Genomic DNA, 18,020 nt, shown 5'->3' with positions numbered 1-18,020 from the left:
TTCTGTAATCAAGGGAGATTCACATGACGACCACCCACACCGCACGCCCCGTTCGCGCCGCCCGCGGCACCGAACTGACCGCGAAGAGCTGGCAGACCGAAGGCCCGCTGCGCATGCTCATGAACAACCTCGACCCCGAGGTTGCCGAGCGCCCCGACGACCTCGTCGTCTACGGCGGAACCGGCAAAGCCGCCCGCAACTGGGAGTGCTACGACGCGATCGTGCGTACCCTCGAAACGCTGGAAAAGGACGAAACGCTACTGGTGCAGTCGGGCAAACCGGTCGGCGTGTTTCGCACCCACGAATGGGCGCCGCGGGTGCTGATCGCCAATTCCAACCTCGTCGGCGACTGGGCCACCTGGCCGGAGTTTCGCCGACTCGAGCACCTGGGGCTCACCATGTACGGGCAGATGACCGCTGGATCGTGGATCTACATCGGCACCCAGGGCATTCTGCAGGGTACTTACGAAACCTTCGGCGCCGTGGCCACCAAGAAGTTCAACGGCACCCTGGCGGGCACGCTGACCCTCACCGGCGGGGCCGGCGGCATGGGCGGCGCGCAGCCGCTCGCCGTCACCATGAACGACGGCGTCGTGCTCATTGTCGACGTTGACCCGGCCCGGTTGCAGCGCCGCGTCGATCACGGTTACCTCGACGAAATGACCGACGACATCGACGACGCCATCGCCCGGGTGCTCGCGGCCAAGACCGAACGCCGGGCCCTGTCGGTGGGTCTGGTCGGCAATGCCGCGACCGTGTTCGCCGAATTGCTCGCCCGCAAGGTGTCGATCGATATCGTGACCGACCAGACCAGCGCGCACGACCCGCTCTCCTACCTGCCCGAGGGCGTGACGGTTGAAGAATGGCACGCCTACGCGGCCGAGAGCCCCGACGAGTTCACCGTGCGGGCCCGCGCCGCGATGGCCAAGCAGGTGCAGGCGATGGTCGAATTTCAGGATGCTGGGGCGGAAGTTTTCGACTACGGCAACTCCATTCGGGCCGAGGCGCAGCTCGGCGGTTACGCGCGGGCTTTCGAATTTCCGGGATTCGTGCCGGCCTACATCCGCCCGCTGTTCGCCGAGGGCAAGGGGCCGTTCCGTTGGGTGGCGCTCTCCGGCGACCCCGCCGACATCGCGGCCACCGACAAGGCCATCCTCGAACTTTTCCCCGACGACGCCGGGTTGCACCGCTGGATCACCAAGGCCGAAGAGAAGGTGCAGTTCGAAGGCCTGCCAGCCCGCATCTGCTGGCTCGGCTACAAGGAACGTCACCTGGCCGGGCTGAAATTCAACGAGATGGTCGCCTCCGGCGAGCTCAGTGCGCCGATCGTGATCGGTCGCGACCACCTCGACTCCGGATCGGTCGCCTCGCCCTACCGCGAGACCGAGGGTATGAAGGACGGGTCAGACGCGATCGCTGACTGGCCGCTGCTGAACGCGCTGCTCAACACCGCGTCCGGCGCAACCTGGGTGTCGATTCACCACGGTGGCGGCGTGGGAATCGGCCGCAGCATCCATGCCGGGCAGGTCATCGTCGCCGACGGCACCGCGCTGGCCGCCGAGAAGATCGAGCGCGTGCTCACCAACGACCCCGGCACCGGCGTGATGCGTCACGTGGATGCGGGTTACGAACGGGCCGAAGAAGTGGCCCGCGACCGCGGCCTGCGCGTGCCCATGTGGGAAGAGTGAGCATGCTGGCGGGCCTCGCCGAAATCGCGGAGGTCGGCCGCGATTCCCGCCGCAGCGGCTACTCTCGCCACCTCTGGCAGGCGGCCGACCTCGAGCTGCGCTCCTGGTTTGTCGAGCGCGCCGAACGCCTCGGCCTCGATGTCGAAACCGACCGCAACGGTAACCTCTGGGCGTGGTGGGGCCAGCCCGGAACGGATGCCGTCGTCACCGGCAGCCACCTCGACTCGGTTCCCGGCGGCGGCGCCTACGACGGTCCGCTCGGCGTGGTCTCCTCACTGGAGGCCATCGCTCGGCTGCAGGCGAGCGGATTCGTGGCGTCGAGGCCGTGCGCCATTTTGATGTTCGCCGAAGAAGAAGGCTCCCGCTTCGGCGTCGCCTGCCTCGGCTCCAGGCTGTTGGCCGGCGCGATCGACGCCGACCAGGCCCGAGCGCTCACCGACCGTGACGGCGTCACGCTCGCGGAGGCCGCCCGAACTGTCGGTGTCGACCCGGCGCACCTCGGCGTCGACCGCGATGCGCTCGCCCGCATCGGGTTGTTCATCGAACTGCACGTTGAGCAGGGCCGCGGCTTGATCGATCTCGGCCAGCCCGTGGCCGTGGCGTCGTCGATTCTCGCTCACGGACGCTGGCGACTCACCGTTACCGGCCAGGGGAACCACGCCGGCGCTACCACCATGGCCGAGCGCCGCGACCCGATGGTCGCCGCAGCCGCAGCCATCGTCGGCGTGCAGACCGCCGCCCGGAATCGCTCGGGCACCCGCGCGACGATCGGCCGCATCGAAGCGATCCCGGGCGGCACCAACGTCATCGCGAGCCGCGTCGACGCCTGGCTTGACGCCCGCGCCGAGACCGACGAGGAAACCCGCCTGCTCGTGGCCGACATTGCCGCGCGTGCCCAGCAGGCTGCCGCGCAGAACGGATGCTCCGCCACCCTCACCGAGGAATCCTGGGCTGGAGCGGTGCAGTTTCACCCCGGGCTGCGCGAGCGGTTTGCGCAGGCCCTCGGTCAGGTGCCAGAACTGGCCACCGGGGCCGGCCACGACGCCGGCGTGCTCGCTGCCCGGGTGCCGAGCGCGATGTTGTTCGTGCGCAACCCCACCGGCATCTCGCACGCGCCGGAGGAATTCGCCGAGGTCGCGGACTGTGTCGCCGGCGTCGACGCTTTGGAACTGCTGCTGAGAGAACTACTGTGAACGCATTCTGGTGCGAGTACCTGCTGGTCGACGGCCGGGCAGTCGCGGGGGTGCGGCTGGAGGCTGGCGCAGACGGACGCATCGCGCGGGTTCAGACGGGGGCTGCGGCGGAGGCGGCGGACATCCGTTTGGGTACGATCGTGCCCGGGTTTGGCAATGCGCACTCGCATGCTTTTCACCGCGCACTGCGCGGCCAGACCCACAGGGAGGGCGGCGATTTCTGGCTCTGGCGGGAGCGGATGTACCGGGTCGCCGCCCAACTCGACCCCGTCAAGTATCAGGCGCTGGCCACAGCTGTGTTCGCCGAGATGCTCGTCAGCGGCTACACGGCGGTCGGCGAGTTTCACTATGTGCATCATCACTTCGATGGAACGCCGTATGACACCGAGCACGCCATGGAACTGGCGCTTGCGGCGGCGGCGCGGGCCGTCGGCATCCGTTTGGTGCTGCTCGACACCGTCTACCTGCAGGGTGGCATTGGTCGGGAGCTGGCACCCCAGCAGCGAGCGTTTGGCGATGGCAGTGCCGCCGGCTGGCTGACCCGCTGGCAGTCGCTGAACGAAGTGCTGGCCGGAGACGAGCTGGTAACACTCGGAGCGGCCCTGCACTCGGTGCGCGCGGTCACGCCCGACGCGATGCGCGAGGTACTCGCCGGGCTGCCCGGCGAGATTCCCCTGCACATTCACCTCTCCGAGCAGCCGCAGGAGAACGCGGACTGCCTGGCCGCGTACAGAATGACCCCGGCCGGCCTGCTCGCTTCGCTCGGGGCACTCGCGCCGCGCCTGAGCGTGGTGCACGCGACCCATCTCACCGACGACGACCGTGCACTTCTCGGCGACGCCGGGGTGAGCGTCGTCATGTGCCCGACCACCGAAGCTGACCTCGGCGACGGCATCGGGCCGGCGCTCGCGCTGGCCGCAGCGGGTGCCCCGATCGCGCTCGGCTCCGATCAGAACGCGGTCATCGACCCGTTGCTGGAGATGCGCGGCCTCGAAATGGGCGAACGGCTCGCCTCCCATCAGCGCGGACGGTTCACCCCGGCCGAGTTGCTGAACGCGGCGTCGACCGCCGGCTACGCCACCCTCGGGCTCGGCCGCCACCGGCTGCAAGTCGGCGACCCGTGCGATCTCGTCGAGATCAGCACGACCGGCGTGCGCACGGTCGGGTCGTTGCCGGAGCAATTGCCGCTGACCGCGACGGCCTCCGACGTGCTGCGCGTGTTCGTCGGCGGGCGCCTGGTCGCCGAGTGCGGTCAGCTGGTTGGCGGCGAGCGGCCGGCAACACTCATGGCCGATGCGCTCACTAGGCTCGGCAGATGACCGAGTTGATCACGGGCATCGGCGAGCTGACCACGCACGATGACTCCGGCGAGCGCCGGCACGACGCGGCTCTGGTGATCGGTGACGGCCACATTCTCTGGATCGGCCCGGCCGCCCAGGCACCCGCCGCCGATCGTCAAACGGATGTCGGTGGCCGCGCGGTTCTGCCCGGCTGGGTCGACACGCACACCCATCTCGTGTTCGGCGGGGACCGCTCGGCCGAGTTCGAAGCCCGCATGGCGGGCCAGGCCTACGCCGCCGGCGGCATCAACACGACCGTCGCGGCGACGCGTGCTGCGAGCGAGGGCGAGCTCGTGGCCACGGCGCGCGGCCTGCGCCGCGAGGCGGAAGCCCAGGGCACCACCTTTCTCGAAACGAAGACCGGCTACGGGCTCGATGTCGCAAGTGAGGCTCGTTCGGCGCGGGCCGCCGCCCAGGTGGCCGATGTCGTGACCTTTCTCGGTGCCCACATCGTGCCCCCCGACATGGACCGTCGGGACTACCTCGACCTCGTGACCGGGCCGATGCTCTCGGCTGTGCTTCCCTACGTGCAGTTCATTGATGCGTTCTGTGAGCAGGGCGCATTCGACGTCGAAGAGACCCGCGAGGTGCTGCTGGTCGGCCGGGCCGCTGGCCTGGGATTGCGGGTGCACGGCAACCAGCTGGGATTCAGCGGTGGTGTGCGGCTCGCCGCCGAGCTGGGCGCTCACAGTGTTGACCACTGCAACTACCTGGAGCCGGCCGATATCGACGCGCTGGCCGCATCGACCACGGTCGCCACGCTGCTTCCGGCCTGCGATCTGTCGACCCGGCAGCCGTTCCCGCCGGCCCGCCGGCTGCTCGACGCCGGCGTGAGCATCGCCCTCGCGACCAACTGCAATCCTGGCACCTCGTACACGACGTCGATGCCGTTCTGTGTGGCGACCGCCGTGCTGCAGATGGGTCTGACCGTCGGTGAGGCTGTTTGGGCGGCAACCCGTGGAGCAGCCCGGTCGCTCGGTCGCGACCAGGGAGCGGATGCCGTCGGCTCCCTGTTTGTCGGCGGCCGCGCCGACCTGCAGGTTCTGAATGCTCCGTCGATTTCCCACCTGGCCTACCGCCCCGGAGTGCCGTTGACCGCTTCGGTCTGGCGCCGAGGGGTGCGCGTTGACTCCGACGTGAGATGCGAGAGGCAGGGAGCGCAAACTACGCTAGGGGGATGACCTCTGGCCCGATCACACCGCCCCTCGCCGCACCCGTCGCCGCACAGAAGCCGCACCGCCGCGAACACCACAACGACGTCTATATCGACGACTACGAGTGGCTGCGCGACAAGGACAGCCCCGAGGTCATTGCCCACCTCGAGGCCGAGAACAGCTACACAGAGGCCCGCACCGCCAATCAGGAGCCACTCCGGCAGCAGATCTTCAACGAGATCAAGAACCGCACCCAGGAAACCGACCTCAGCGTTCCGGTGCGCCGCGGCACCTTCTGGTACTACACCCGCACCGTCGAGGGTCAGGAATACGGCATCCACTGTCGGGCACCGATCAGCGGCCCGGATGACTGGGCCGCGCCGATACTCGGTGACGCCCACCAGGGTGTGCCCGGCGAGCAGATTCTGCTCGACGACAACGTTGAAGCCGAAGGCCACGAGTTCTTCTCGCTCGGCAGCTTCGACCTGAGCAATGACGGCACCCAGCTGCTCTATGCCGTCGACGTGGAGGGCGACGAACGCTACACGATTCGGGTGCGCACCATCGCAACCGGCGAAAACCTCACGGACACGATCGAAAATACCAGCGCCGGTGCTCTGTTCGACCCGAGCGGACGCTACCTGTTCTACACAACCGTCGACGATGCCTGGCGCCCCGACACCGTGTGGCGGCATGAAATCGGCACCGCCCGAGACACTGATGCCAGCATCTTTCACGAACCCGACGAACGATTCTGGGTGGGCGTCGGCATCACCCGCAGCCGCAAGTTCCTCATGATCGAGGCCGGGTCGAGCGTCACCACCGAGTCCTGGGTGCTCAATGCGAGCGACCCGACCGGCGAGTTCACCGTGGTCTGGCCACGGCAAGACAACACGGAATACGACGTCGAGCACGCCGTCATCGATGGCGAAGACCGCCTGCTGATCGTGCACAACGGCGGCAATGCAGTGAACTTCGAGCTGGTCAGCGTAGCAGCCGAAGACCCGCAGGGCGTTAAGCGGATGCTGCTGCCCCACGACCCCGAGATCCGCCTCGAAAGCGTCGACGCCTTCGCCGACTTTCTCGTCGTGGAATATCGCCGGGACGGCCTCACCCGGCTCGCCATCGACCGCCACGACGCAAGCGGACTGACCGAGCTTGACTTCGACGAGCCCCTGTTCGCCGTCGGTTCGGCCGGCAACCCGGAGTGGACCCAGCCCACCCTGCGGTTCGGTTTCACGAGCTTCGTCACCCCCTCAACGGTGTACGATCTCGTCGTTGCGACGGGCGAGCGCCGCCTGCTCAAGCAACAGCCCGTGCTCGGCGGCTACGACGCCACACTCTACGAACAACGCCGCGAATGGGCCACCGCCGACGACGGCACCCGCGTGCCCATCTCGCTGGTCTACCGCCCCGACCTCGTCACGCCCGGCACCCCGACTCCGACCCTGCTCTACGGCTACGGCTCCTACGAGCACAGCATCGACCCCGGGTTCGGCATCGCCCGGCTCAGCCTGCTCGACCGCGGCATGATCTTCGCCATCGCGCACGTGCGCGGCGGCGGCGAGCTCGGCCGCACCTGGTATGAAAACGGCAAGACGACGACCAAGCGCAATACCTTCACCGACTTCGTCAGCTGCGCCCGGCACCTCATCGACGCGGGCTTCACCACCCCCGGCCAGCTGGTCGCCGAGGGCGGAAGCGCCGGCGGACTGCTCATGGGCGCCGTCGCCAACCTCGCACCCGAGCTGTTCTCCGGCATTCTCGCCGAGGTTCCGTTCGTCGACGCCCTCACCTCGATTCTCGACCCGTCCCTCCCGCTTACCGTGATCGAGTGGGACGAATGGGGCGACCCGCTGCACGACGCCGAGGTGTACGCCTATATGAAGTCCTACTCCCCCGTCGAGAATGTTCGGGCCGTGGCCTATCCGGCAATTCTGGCCGTGACCAGCCTGAACGATACCCGGGTGCTCTACGTCGAGCCGGCCAAATGGGTGGCCAAGCTGCGCGAAGTGGGAGCGGATGCCCTGCTGAAGACCGAAATGTCGGCCGGCCACGGCGGCGTTTCCGGTCGGTACAGCGCCTGGCACGAACGGGCGTTCAACTACGCCTGGGTGCTCGACGCCGCCGGCCTGAACCGAGAGTGACCGCGCGGGAAATGTCAGATTCTGACGACACCCCGGCCTGGAAGCGGCTGGTGTTGCCGGGGGAACCGCCGGCATCCGCTGTGCCGCGTATCGGTAATTTCGGGCAGCCTCGGCTGACCCCGAAGGGCCCACAAGTACCGATGGGGCTGCAGTTCGAGCTGCGCGAGCAGACGCCGCGCACCAACGACCGCTGGCGCGGCCCGACCGCCAAAACCGTGAAAACGCTCGCGAAGGGCCACGGCGAATTCCGGCTGGGCGTGCGACCGGTCATTCACAACGCCCAGGGCAACTGGGTGCGCAGCAATGTCACCTGGAGCCACCTCACCTTTCAGCTGAACCGGTTCAACCTCGACCCCGAACACCACCGCTGGATCTCGCAGTTCGCCGCCCTCTACAAGGCCGTGCGCGAGGTCTACTCCAGCCAGGAAACCGACTGGATCTACCTTGACAATTTCACCAGCCCGCTGCTGTGGCCGCTGCTGGCCGAGGCCGAACAGCTTGGCATCGGCCTGGTCGGCAACAAGAAAGACGTTGTCGTGCGGGTCGCCTCGCTCGCCGAGATCAGCCTCGACGCCTCCCAACCGGATGCCGCCAGCCCGCTCACCCTGCAAGCGCGCCTCCAGTTCGACGGCGCCCCGCATCCGCTCGAGGCCGCCGGAGTCATCGCCGGCCACGGCGTTTACAGTGTGCGGTTCGGCGCCGCCACCGTGTTCACCCTCGCGCCGACGGCCGGCCCGCTGAGCGACGAGCAGCGTCACCTGGTCGGGCAGGTCGGCGCGGCGATCGTTCCCGCGGCCGACACGGCCGAGTTTCTGGGCACGGTCTACCCGGCCTTGCAACGCCGGGTCGCGGTCACCAGCACGGATGCCTCCGTGCAGTTTCCCGAGGTGCTGCCCGACAACTTTGAGCGCACCGAAACGCCCCACCTCGTCATCACGACCGTGGAGACCGACCAGCGCGACTGGTTCGACCTCGGCGTGATCGTCACGGTCGGGGCGATCACGGTGCCGTTCGGCCCGCTGTTCAAAGCCCTCGCGAAGGGGCAGACCCGCCTGAAGCTGGTCGACAACAGCTATCTCTCCCTGCAACAGCCGGAGTTCGAGCAGCTGCACGACCTCATCAACGAAGCCCGCGCGCTGCAGGAATGGGAAACGGGCCTGCGCATCAGCCGCTACCAGGCCAGCCTGTGGAGCGATTTCGAGGACCTCGCCGATGAGACCGTGCCGGCCGTGTCCTGGCGGGCCGCCGCCGCGGGGCTCAAAGACCTGAGCGGCGTCGACGCGATCGCGCTTCCCGACGGTGTGCATGCCACCCTCCGCCCCTACCAGCAGGAGGGCTTCGCCTGGCTCGCGTTCTTGTGGAAGCACCAGCTCGGCGGGGTGCTCGCCGATGACATGGGGCTCGGCAAGACGCTGCAAACCCTGGCGCTGCTGGTGCACGCGAGAGGCTCGGGGCCGTTTCTGGTCGTGGCACCGACATCCGTTGTGGCGAACTGGCGCAGCGAGGCGACCCGCTTCGCCCCGGGCCTCACGGTTCGCACGCTCACCGCGACCGAGACGAAAAGTCGCACCCTGATAGCGGATGCCGCCGCCGGCATCGACGTGCTCGTCACCTCCTACGCGCTGTTCCGTCTCGACTTCGACGCGTACCAGGCGGTTTCCTGGGCCGGCCTCATTCTCGATGAGGCACAGTTCGTGAAGAACCGCACCAGCCGAGCGTATGCCTGCGCGAAGGAGCTGGACACACCGTTCAAACTGGCCATCACCGGCACCCCGATCGAGAACAACCTGATGGACCTGTGGTCCCTGTTCAGCATCGTCGCTCCCGGCCTGTTCGCGTCGTCGCGCAAATTCACCGAGGACTACGTGCGGCCGGTGACGCGCGGGGAGAGTCCGGAGCAACTCGCGAAGCTGCGCCGGCGCATCCGCCCTCTGATTCTGCGTCGCACCAAGGAGGTCGTCGCGCGCGACCTCCCGCCGAAGCAGGAGCAGGAGCTGCAGATCGCGCTGAACCCTGCGCACCAGAAGCTCTACGACACCTTCCTGCAGCGCGAACGGCAGAAACTCTACGGTCTGATCGAGGAGCTCGACAAGAACCGGTTCATCATTTTTCGCTCGCTCACCCTGCTGCGGCTGCTCAGCCTTGACGCCTCGCTCGTCGATAAGAAGTATGCCGGTGTGCGCTCGAGCAAGCTCGACGCCCTGTTCGAGCAGCTCGACGATGTCATCGCCGAGGGGCACAAGGCCCTCATCTTCAGCCAGTTCACCTCTTTTCTGAAGCTCGCGGCCGCCCGGCTCGACGCGCAGGGCGTTCCGTATTGCTATCTCGACGGGTCGACGCTGCGCCGCAGCGAGGTGATCGACCGGTTCAAGAGCGGGGCCGCGCCGGTGTTTCTGATCAGCCTCAAGGCCGGCGGCTTCGGTCTCAACCTCACCGAAGCCGACTACGTCTTTCTGCTTGACCCGTGGTGGAACCCGCAGACCGAGACGCAGGCCATCGACCGCACCCACCGCATCGGCCAGACCCGAAACGTGATGGTCTACCGACTCGTCGCCACCGGCACCATCGAGGAGAAGGTGGTGGCGCTGCAGAAGCAGAAGTCCCAACTGTTCAGTTCGGTGCTCGACGACGATGCCATGTTCAGCACCGCTCTCACCGCCGACGACATTCGCGGCCTGCTCGAACCGTGACCAGGGTTAGACGTCGCTTGAGGCTGCCCAGAGGTTGATGCCGTTATCGACGGCATGCACGTCGATCGCGGTGAGTTCCTCGGCGCTGAACTCAAGGTGCTGCAGCGCCCCGACGTTGGTTTCGAGCTGGGCAACCGACGAGGCGCCGATCAGAGCGCTGGTCACCTCGGAATTGCGCAGGATCCAAGCCAGTGCCATCTGTGCGAGCGACTGGCCGCGTTCGGACGCGATCTCGGTCAGCGCCCGAATGTGAGTCAGCGCCTCCGCGCTCACCATCGACTTGTTCGCCGATCCGTCCCTGGCCACCCGGGAGTCGGCCGGGATACCACCAAGGTAGCGGTCAGTGAGCAGTCCCTGGGCCAGCGGCGAGAACGCAATGCAGCCGGCTCCGATGTCTTCGAGGGTGTCGAGCAGGTCGCCCTCGACCCACCGGTTGAACATGGAATACGAAGGCTGGTGAATGAGCAGCGGCGTGCCGAGGTCAGCCAGAATCGCCGCGGCCTCGCGGGTGCGCTCCGGCGAGTACGAGGAGATTCCGGCGTACAGGGCACGGCCGCTCGTGACGGCCGTGTGCAGGGCGCCCATGGTCTCTTCGAGCGGAGTGTCGGGGTCGGCTCGATGGGAGTAGAAGATGTCAACGTAGTCCACCCCCATGCGGGAGAGCGACTGGTCGAGGCTCGACAGCAGGTATTTGCGGCTGCCGAAGTTGCCGTACGGGCCCGGCCACATGTCGTAGCCAGCCTTGGTGGAAAGCACGACCTCGTCGCGGTGCGCCGCGAAGTCTTCACGAAACAGCTGACCGAAGTTGGTTTCGGCCGAGCCGTAGGGAGGCCCGTAGTTGTTGGCGAGGTCGAAGTGGGTGATGCCGAGATCGAAGGCTCGGCGCAGAATGGCTCGCTGCGTTGCGAGCGGCTTATCATCACCAAAGTTCTGCCACAGGCCCAGCGAAATGGCGGGAAGTTTGAGGCCGCTCCGCCCCGCCCGTCGGTACGGCATGGACTCGTAGCGGGATTCATTCGGGAGATAGGTCATCAGAACATGATCCCATTTTTCTGGTCAGTGTGGACATGATCACGCAGGTATCCGGCGAAACCGGCCGGGGCCCGACCGATTCGTCGTCCAGAGGTCAATACGGGAATCAGCGCCGTGCGGGCCTCGACCACCCCGAGATTGCGCAGCGCTGCCACGAGCAGCACGTCTTCATCCCGATCAACGGGCGCAAATTCCCCGGCAGCAAGATAGCGGTCGGCACGTACACCCAGATTGGCGCCGTGAACGTGCGGATGCCTCTCGCCGATCGTGTGCAGCTCCTCCCAGCGCAGCAGTTCGTGGGCGGCCAGATCGTCATCGGGCTGCACGGTTCCGAGCACAAGCTCGGCCCCGTTACGCGCCAGGGCGAGTTGGCTGACCAGCCAGTTCGGCGGCACGGCCGAGTCTGCATCGGTCGTCGCGATCCAAATCTGCGAAGCGGATGCCGCTCCATCCGTTTGCAAACACCCAAGCCGCCCCAGCGCGTGCCGAATACCGTCGCGGCGGGCTACACCGACCGCCCCAGCCGCGATCTCGTAACGTCGAAAAGCTCTCCAGTGAGCGGCGACGCGCGCGGACAGGTCCGTGCACTGGTCCAGCACCAGAACCACGAACACTCGCGGTCGCTCCGGCTCCGGCACGACACTCAGCGTGTCGATTGCCGCGGACAGCGCGCTCGAGCAGCGCGGCAGCAGCACCTCTTCGTTGCGCACGGGAACGACGATGACCACGTCTGTGATCGGCAGGGGTTCGGTCACGGCACCAGCCCGTCGCGCTGGGCCACCGACAGGGCCGGCCGCTGCTCGTAGACTTCCAGTACGAAGTCACGTTCCAGATGGTGCACGGTGCGCTGTAGCCCCACCACGTGGGTGAGCTGGGCGTGAACCGCGTCGCCGGTGAGCGGGTAATCGGCGACCGGATGCCGCCAGTGGCAGGCCACGAGTACCCCGCCGACGGCGAGACTGGCGCGGCATCGTTCGAGCAGGCGGCGCAGGTCGCCGGCCGAGCAGTAATACCCCACCTCCGACAGCACGATCAGCTCGAACTCCCCCTCCGGCCAGTCCCCCGGCAGAGTTCTGAGCTCAAAGCTCACTCCCGGGCGGCCCGCGAGCCGTTGCCTGGCAATGACGAGAGGCTGCTCGACCAGATCGACTCCCAGCACGGTCTCACAGCGGTCGGCCAGTTCGGCGGTGAGCACACCGGTGGAGCAGCCCAATTCCAAGGCGGTACCGAACCGTTGCCGGGGCAGTGCCGCGATGAGGGTCGCTCGCTTGCGTTTCTCGTACCACCGGGTCTCAAAACCCCACGGGTCGGGGCCGGAGGAGTAGACGGTGTCGAAATACCCAGCGGTGACGGTGCGGTCGGGGTTGGCGCGGGCATCCGCTGGAGAGTTAGGCCGCGAACCCACCTCAATCAGCGTTTCAAAGTCGCGCGCGAAGTGCACCCGAAAACCGGGCGGCACGATGGCTTCATCGCCGGGGGAATCCGACAGGGGACCCACCTGGCTGCGATGCAACGCGAGGGCTCGAGCCTTGGCCTTGCGTTCGGCCGGCTTCAGTTGAAATAACCGAACGGTTTCCAAAGGCCATACTGCATCGTCAGGGGTCGCCCAGTGCCAGGCCCAGATCGGGTATTCGAACAGGCGCGCCCGTCGTTCACGCACGGCGCGTTCCGCGGCCGCGCTGGCTGCAGCATGATCCGGATGCCCGTCGGCGCGCCACGGCGCCACCACCCAGGTCGAGTCGCCAGCGTCGCCGATTGCCTCGGCGATTGCTCCCTCGGCGATGGCCACGTGCTCGGCGAGTTTGCCGTCGGGAAGTTCCAGCAGGTGAACCTGAGCGTTCGGGGCGAGGTGTGCGAGGGCATCCGTCACCTCAATGCGGCGGATCTGCGCGAGTCTGGCCGCGTCGTGGGTCTGCGACTTCGGGTGCGACGCCTCGCCGTTGCTGAGTACGATGACGACGATCGGCAGCCCGAGCCCGGCGACGTGGGCGATGAGGCCGCCGACACCGAGACTCTCGTCGTCGGGATGCGCTGACACGACGACCAGGCGTTTGAGGGTGTCGAGGCCGAGTGGGGCGAACCGATCGGGCCAGTGGGCTGCTTCCCAGGTCTTCTCGGGTGTTCCGCTGTCGGAATGATTGAACGTCACCATGGCGCACTCCCCCTCGTCACGAGCATGTGGCCCAACGCCGCATCGTCGCGTTCGGCGTGGTGCTGGCGCACATACAGCTGCAGGTCGGCGACCCGCTGGGCATGCCGGGCGTCGAGCGCCAGGGGTGCCGGCCCTAGTGCATGCCCGATGTGGAATATAACGTCATCGACCGTGCGCGCGACGATTCCGCGCACGCGTGCGGCCAGGATCGAACCGGCCTCTCCATCGGCGGCCCCGGCGTCGATGGCTGCGGCCGCCGCCACAAGCGACGTGTGCGCCGCCGTCACCGCCAGATCGACGGCCCCGAGGTGGGCGAGGGCGATCTGGTCGGGAGTGCGGCTGTGGACGGAACCGTACAGTGTGCGCGCCAGTCCCACGGCACCGCCACACCACGCTGCTGCCACACCGATACCGCCCCAGGCGAAGCCCGGTCGACTCAAGTACCATCCGTCGTCGCCGACCGGATCGGCAGCCACGTGCGAGAAATCGACCGGGCCGCTCGTCACCTGGGCGAGCCCGCGGGCCACCCAGACGTCGTCGTGCACGGTCAGCCCGGGTTGACGAAGATCGACGGCGAACAGCCGTCGGCCGGTTGTGGCGTCCGGGCGAACAACGTGCGCGGTCACGAGGGCGTGGCTGAGCAGTCCGGCGAGGGAACACCACGGCTTGACGCCGTCGAGCCGCCAGCCGCCATCCGCCGGCATGGCCGTGAGCGTCATCCCTGGCCCCTCCGCCGCGAAGACACCCCAGGTTTGGTCGGGCCGGGCCGGGTAGCCCGCCTGGTGGAGTATCGCCAGCGCGTCGAGATGCGCCTCGACCACCCGTGCCGCCGTGAGGTCAGCGGCCCCGAGCGTCGACAGGGTGTCGAAGAGCTGCCGGGTGCGCCCTTCCCCCGGCCGGGGAACGGATGCGAGGGAGCTCGCGAGCGTCAGCGCCCGCCGTGCGTCACCGTTGACCGCGCTGGCGGCGCCGGCCAATTCAGCGACAACACGGAACAGTTCAGCCGGCCGCGGGTTCGCTTCAAGCCGCATATGTTAGGAGGAGCGGTGGGCGGACTTCACCGCAGACCGCTTGCGCGGTTTGCGGTTCTCAGCGCTGACCATCCAGGAGTACTGCTCGAGCTTCTCGATAAATGCGTGCAGGATGTCGGCGCTGGTGGGGTCTTCCTCGTCGACCTCATCGTGCACCTTGCGCATATTGTCAACGACGGCATCGAGGCGTTCGGTGATGAGCGTCACCGTCTCGGCGGTGTCGACTTCACCGTCGGGAAACTTGGGCAGGTGGGTGGTTTTGGTGACCGTCTCGCTGCGGCCATCGGGCATGGCGTCGAGGGCGCGCATCCGCTCGGCGACTTCGTCGGAGAATTCGCGAGCGTCAACGATGATTTCATCAAGCTGCAGGTGCAGGTCGCGAAAGTTCTTGCCGACGACGCTCCAGTGCGCCTGCTTGCCCTGAACGTGCAGCTCGATCATATCGACCAAGACGGACTGCAGGTTGTTGCTGAGAGATTCGGAGGCGTGCATGGTGTCCTTTCAATCGGGGTGATTTGCCTCCAGACCATATCACTGCCGCGGAATCTGGGCCACAATGCCACAACCCGACCGAGGACCGCAGACCCGACGTGCGGCCCCGGCACTGGCCAGATGGATGCTCGCGCCAGGCTCAGTCGGCGGTGGTCGTGCGCGCCGGCCGCGGTTTGCTGTACTTCTTGTGCGCGGTCTGCGGGGCGGTACCGAGGATGCGCGCGATAGCGGCCCAGGTGCCGCCGCCGTCGTGCATGGCGGTCACCGCCGCTGTAACTCGCAGGTTGACCTCGGCCCGGTCGCGCACCGCGCGTTCCAGTTCTCGCTCGAGCGCCCGGTAGGGGCGCGCTATATACGGTGCCGGTTCGTCTGCGCGTTCGACCGTTGGATTGGTTCCAACCGGCGGCGCAGGTGCTGTCACGGTGCGGGACTCGTCGGGCTGGCCCGGGGCAACACTGGTCATCGGCAACCTTTCCACTGATGCAATGTAGGCCCGGCAAGTTGCCGCGTCAACCGCTTGACACAAACATTTTGACGCCTGCGCTCTCGGCGTTGTACACATCTCTTCGAACGTGCGTGCGCTATGGCAGAATCGGTGGCATGACAAGTGACGGACCCGCTGGCACGGTTGTTTCCGTCAGCCGTGATGACGAGCACCGCTTCAGCAAGCCGGTGGTGAGCAGCATCCGTTTGCTGGCCGGATTCGGCGTCGAGGGCGACTCGCACGCTGGCGCCACGGCGCAACACCTTTATCTGAAGAAGCGCAACCCCTCGGCTCCGAACCTCTGCCAGGTGCACTTCATTGCGGCCGAACTCTTCGGCGCTCTCACGCCTACCGGCTACGCCGTGGCTCCGGGCGAACTCGGCGAGAACGTGACGACCACCGGACTCGACCTGATGCAGCTACCGCTCGGAACCCTGCTGCACCTCGGCGCCGAGGCTTCGGTGTCGATCACCGGCATGCGCAGTCCGTGTTCGCAGATCAACGGGTACCTAAAAGGCCTGATGAAGCAGCTGATCAGAACGGATGCCGCCGGTACCGTTGAGCGGCGCGGCGGCATCATGGGCGTCGTGGTCACCGGCGGAGTCGTGCACCCGGGCGACGGCATCCGGGTGGAGCTGCCCGCCGGCGAGCACCTGCCCCTCGGCGTGGTCTAGCCTCGAACGTTTGCGCGCCGGCCCGCCACCGGGCCCACCTTACGTCCGTGGGCCCAGTTTATAAACTGGGCCCGTGGACGGGGCCCGGGCCCCGTCCAGAAAAAGTGGCCCTATCTTGCTATTGGGCGTCAGCGGAGGTGTGAAACCACGGCGGGTAGACCGCTACCTTGGGCTTGAACGCGCTGGCCTTCAGGATGCCGCGCACGGTCTCGCGCACGTTGTCGTTGCAGACGCCGATGAGCGTGATCAGTTCCATCGGCACGGCGTCGGGTACGAGCAGCTCGGCTTCGAGGATCATCGCGCCGTCGGCCTCGGCACGCAGGGTCTGCAGCATGCGCTCGGCGGTGGCCGGCGTGGCGCCGAACCGGGTGAGCGCTCCGGCGGCGTCACCGTTCGTGACGGCGACCACGCTGGGAACGAGGGGGGCCCGCTCGTCGGTGGCGTCAGCATCCGTGGCCGTGCCGGTAAACGCAGCGAGACCGTCGTTGATCTTCTTGACCGTACTGACGAGCATGACGAAGTCGAAAGCCTCGGAACCGTGGGCGTCGAGCGCCAGCAGCGGGTCAGCGGTCTCGGCGCGCACGCTCTCCCACACGGTCGCGTTCGGCGACAGGAAGAACGGCACGTACTCGGCAACGCTGCGACCATCGCCGGCGACCAGTGCCGCCCGGCGCAGCTCGCGCGTGGCCGGGGCGGAGATGTCCACAACCGGACGTGTCGTCAGGGCGGCGTTGGCCAGCAGGCGACCGTCCTTCAGGATCGCGGCGAGGTTGCTGATGTGGGTGAGGTGATACACACGCTGCTCGTCGACGTTGTCGGTCGACACTTTCTCGGCCCGCACCGGTCGCGGGGCTCCGGCGACGCGAACCGGGCGAGCCGCGCGGGCGGCGGGCATGGACGCGGTCGGCAGCGGGTCGCGCAGCGAGGACAGCTTCGGCGCGCGGGTCTTCTTCACCGGGGTGAGGGGTTCAGTGACCACTTTGGGATAGCACAGGGCGCACAATTGGCCCTCGAGTCCGTGGATGCATTCGTCGTCCAAGAGGGAAGAACCTTTCGTTTCGCGTACTCGCGCCACTCGGAAAAGCCGAACGCGCATACCGCCTATCAACGTTACGTTCATTTGGGTGGCGACGGTGACCGTTCTTAGCTATTCGGCGACACGAGACGAAGAATCAGTCCGCCAGCCGCGACCTCGATGTGCAGGTGGTCGAGCCCGGGAACAATGAGATCGGCGTCAAGCTCGGCGGCAGCATAGGTTCCGGCGACGCCGATCGTGGTGCAGCCGGCGGCTCGGCCGGCCTGCAATCCGGCGGGCGCATCCTCGATCACCAGGCAGCGTCGCGGGTCGACTCCGAGCCGCGCGGCTCCCTCGAGAAACGGCTCCGGAAAGGGTTTGCCACGGGGGGTGTCATCGATGGTCACGATCACCTTCGGTGCCACCAAAGCGGATGCCCCCAGCCGCGCGACCGCCAGTGGCCGCGCGCAGGACGTGACAATGGCCCGTCGACTCTCCGGCAGGCTGTTCATGAGCGCGGCGGCGCCGGGCAGCACGGTGATGTCGTTGGTGTCGGCGGTTTCGAGCTCGAGAATACGCGCGATCGCTTCGTCGACACGTTCAGCCGGCACGAGTTCCTCGATGATGTCGCGGGCCGGGCGTCCGTGGGACGTCTCGTCCTTGGCCACTCCCCATTCTTCGGCCCACAGTGCCCACGAGCGGTTGACCGCGGGTGTGGAATCGATGAGGGTGCCGTCCATGTCGAAGAGCACGGCATCGAAGGTGCGCCCCTGCAAAACGTTCTCGGTACCGGGGTCGGGCATCCGCTGTCCTTTCGTCGTGGCGGCTGAGTGCCGTTCCTCAACGGTAGGCCACGCATCAATGGCCACGCCATTCGGCGGGGATACGGGCGGGTATCGTGGATAGCAAATAATCAAGCTGGGAGACC

Annotated in this window: 15 protein-coding genes; 7 read left to right on the top strand and 8 right to left on the bottom strand. The window is 67.2% G+C overall.

From position 1 onward, the window contains the following. Window positions 1-23 precede the first annotated feature (23 nt). Genes hutU through BLS91_RS11280 form a run of 6 tightly spaced genes read left to right on the top strand, consistent with a single transcriptional unit; the run spans window position 24 to window position 10,212 of the window. Complete coding sequence (gene hutU / locus BLS91_RS11305) at window positions 24-1,688, top strand: urocanate hydratase (protein ID WP_092340835.1); 1,665 nt, start codon at window positions 24-26, stop codon at window positions 1,686-1,688. Between the two features lie 2 nt (window positions 1,689-1,690). Further along, window positions 1,691-2,881, top strand: a complete 1,191-nt coding sequence (locus tag BLS91_RS11300; RefSeq protein WP_092340834.1) for an allantoate amidohydrolase — start codon at window positions 1,691-1,693, stop codon at window positions 2,879-2,881. Then, window positions 2,878-4,200 carry a formimidoylglutamate deiminase gene (locus BLS91_RS11295; RefSeq protein WP_092340833.1) on the top strand — a complete coding sequence of 441 codons (1,323 nt, stop codon included), beginning with the start codon at window positions 2,878-2,880 and terminating at the stop codon, window positions 4,198-4,200. The genes BLS91_RS11300 and BLS91_RS11295 overlap by 4 nt, the downstream gene beginning before the upstream one ends. Further along, on the top strand, window positions 4,197-5,402 hold the full coding sequence (hutI, locus tag BLS91_RS11290) for an imidazolonepropionase (RefSeq protein WP_092340832.1): 1,206 nt from the start codon (window positions 4,197-4,199) through the stop codon (window positions 5,400-5,402). Before BLS91_RS11295 ends, hutI begins: the two co-directional genes overlap by 4 nt. Further along, window positions 5,399-7,522 carry a S9 family peptidase gene (locus tag BLS91_RS11285; protein WP_092340831.1) on the top strand — a complete coding sequence of 708 codons (2,124 nt, stop codon included), beginning with the start codon at window positions 5,399-5,401 and terminating at the stop codon, window positions 7,520-7,522. The genes hutI and BLS91_RS11285 overlap by 4 nt, the downstream gene beginning before the upstream one ends. Before the next feature lie 11 nt (window positions 7,523-7,533). Continuing rightward, the gene (locus BLS91_RS11280) at window positions 7,534-10,212 is read left to right on the top strand and encodes a DEAD/DEAH box helicase (protein ID WP_092341088.1); all 2,679 of its coding nucleotides are present in this window, start codon (window positions 7,534-7,536) and stop codon (window positions 10,210-10,212) included. Between the two features lie 6 nt (window positions 10,213-10,218). Here BLS91_RS11280 and mgrA read toward each other — a convergent pair whose 3' ends face one another. The 6 genes from mgrA to BLS91_RS11250 form a co-directional block, all read right to left on the bottom strand. Continuing rightward, the gene (gene mgrA / locus BLS91_RS11275) at window positions 10,219-11,244 is read right to left on the bottom strand and encodes an L-glyceraldehyde 3-phosphate reductase (RefSeq protein ID WP_092340830.1); all 1,026 of its coding nucleotides are present in this window, start codon (window positions 11,242-11,244) and stop codon (window positions 10,219-10,221) included. Further along, window positions 11,244-11,999, bottom strand: a complete 756-nt coding sequence (locus BLS91_RS11270) for a glycosyltransferase (RefSeq protein WP_241983112.1) — start codon at window positions 11,997-11,999, stop codon at window positions 11,244-11,246. The genes mgrA and BLS91_RS11270 overlap by 1 nt, the downstream gene beginning before the upstream one ends. Continuing rightward, the gene (locus tag BLS91_RS11265; protein ID WP_092340829.1) at window positions 11,996-13,396 is read right to left on the bottom strand and encodes a bifunctional PIG-L family deacetylase/class I SAM-dependent methyltransferase; all 1,401 of its coding nucleotides are present in this window, start codon (window positions 13,394-13,396) and stop codon (window positions 11,996-11,998) included. Before BLS91_RS11265 ends, BLS91_RS11270 begins: the two co-directional genes overlap by 4 nt. Further along, entirely contained in the window at window positions 13,390-14,427 is a 1,038-nt protein-coding gene (locus BLS91_RS11260; RefSeq protein WP_092340828.1) for an acyl-CoA dehydrogenase family protein, read from the bottom strand. Before BLS91_RS11260 ends, BLS91_RS11265 begins: the two co-directional genes overlap by 7 nt. Window positions 14,428-14,430: 3 nt before the next feature. After that, window positions 14,431-14,919, bottom strand: coding sequence for a Dps family protein (locus tag BLS91_RS11255; protein ID WP_092340827.1), 489 nt, complete (start codon window positions 14,917-14,919; stop codon window positions 14,431-14,433). A 139-nt stretch (window positions 14,920-15,058) separates the two neighbouring features. After that, complete coding sequence (locus BLS91_RS11250) at window positions 15,059-15,382, bottom strand: hypothetical protein (RefSeq protein WP_092340826.1); 324 nt, start codon at window positions 15,380-15,382, stop codon at window positions 15,059-15,061. A 137-nt stretch (window positions 15,383-15,519) separates the two neighbouring features. On the opposite strand from BLS91_RS11250, the gene BLS91_RS11245 reads away from it, so the two are divergent. Then, entirely contained in the window at window positions 15,520-16,077 is a 558-nt protein-coding gene (locus BLS91_RS11245) for an MOSC domain-containing protein (RefSeq protein WP_092340825.1), read from the top strand. 118 nt (window positions 16,078-16,195) lie between these two features. Here the strand turns inward: BLS91_RS11245 and BLS91_RS11240 are convergent, their stop codons facing one another. After that, entirely contained in the window at window positions 16,196-17,056 is an 861-nt protein-coding gene (locus tag BLS91_RS11240) for a DarT ssDNA thymidine ADP-ribosyltransferase family protein (RefSeq protein WP_158252804.1), read from the bottom strand. Between the two features lie 164 nt (window positions 17,057-17,220). Further along, window positions 17,221-17,895: an HAD-IA family hydrolase gene (locus BLS91_RS11235; RefSeq protein WP_092340823.1), complete on the bottom strand. Its 675-nt coding sequence runs from the start codon at window positions 17,893-17,895 to the stop codon at window positions 17,221-17,223. Between the last annotated feature and the right edge of the window lie 125 nt (window positions 17,896-18,020).

Origin of the sequence: Cryobacterium flavum, assembly GCF_900103805.1 — a bacterium.
Lineage (GTDB): Bacteria > Actinomycetota > Actinomycetes > Actinomycetales > Microbacteriaceae > Cryobacterium > Cryobacterium flavum.
This window is presented reverse-complemented; position numbering and strand designations above follow the sequence as displayed.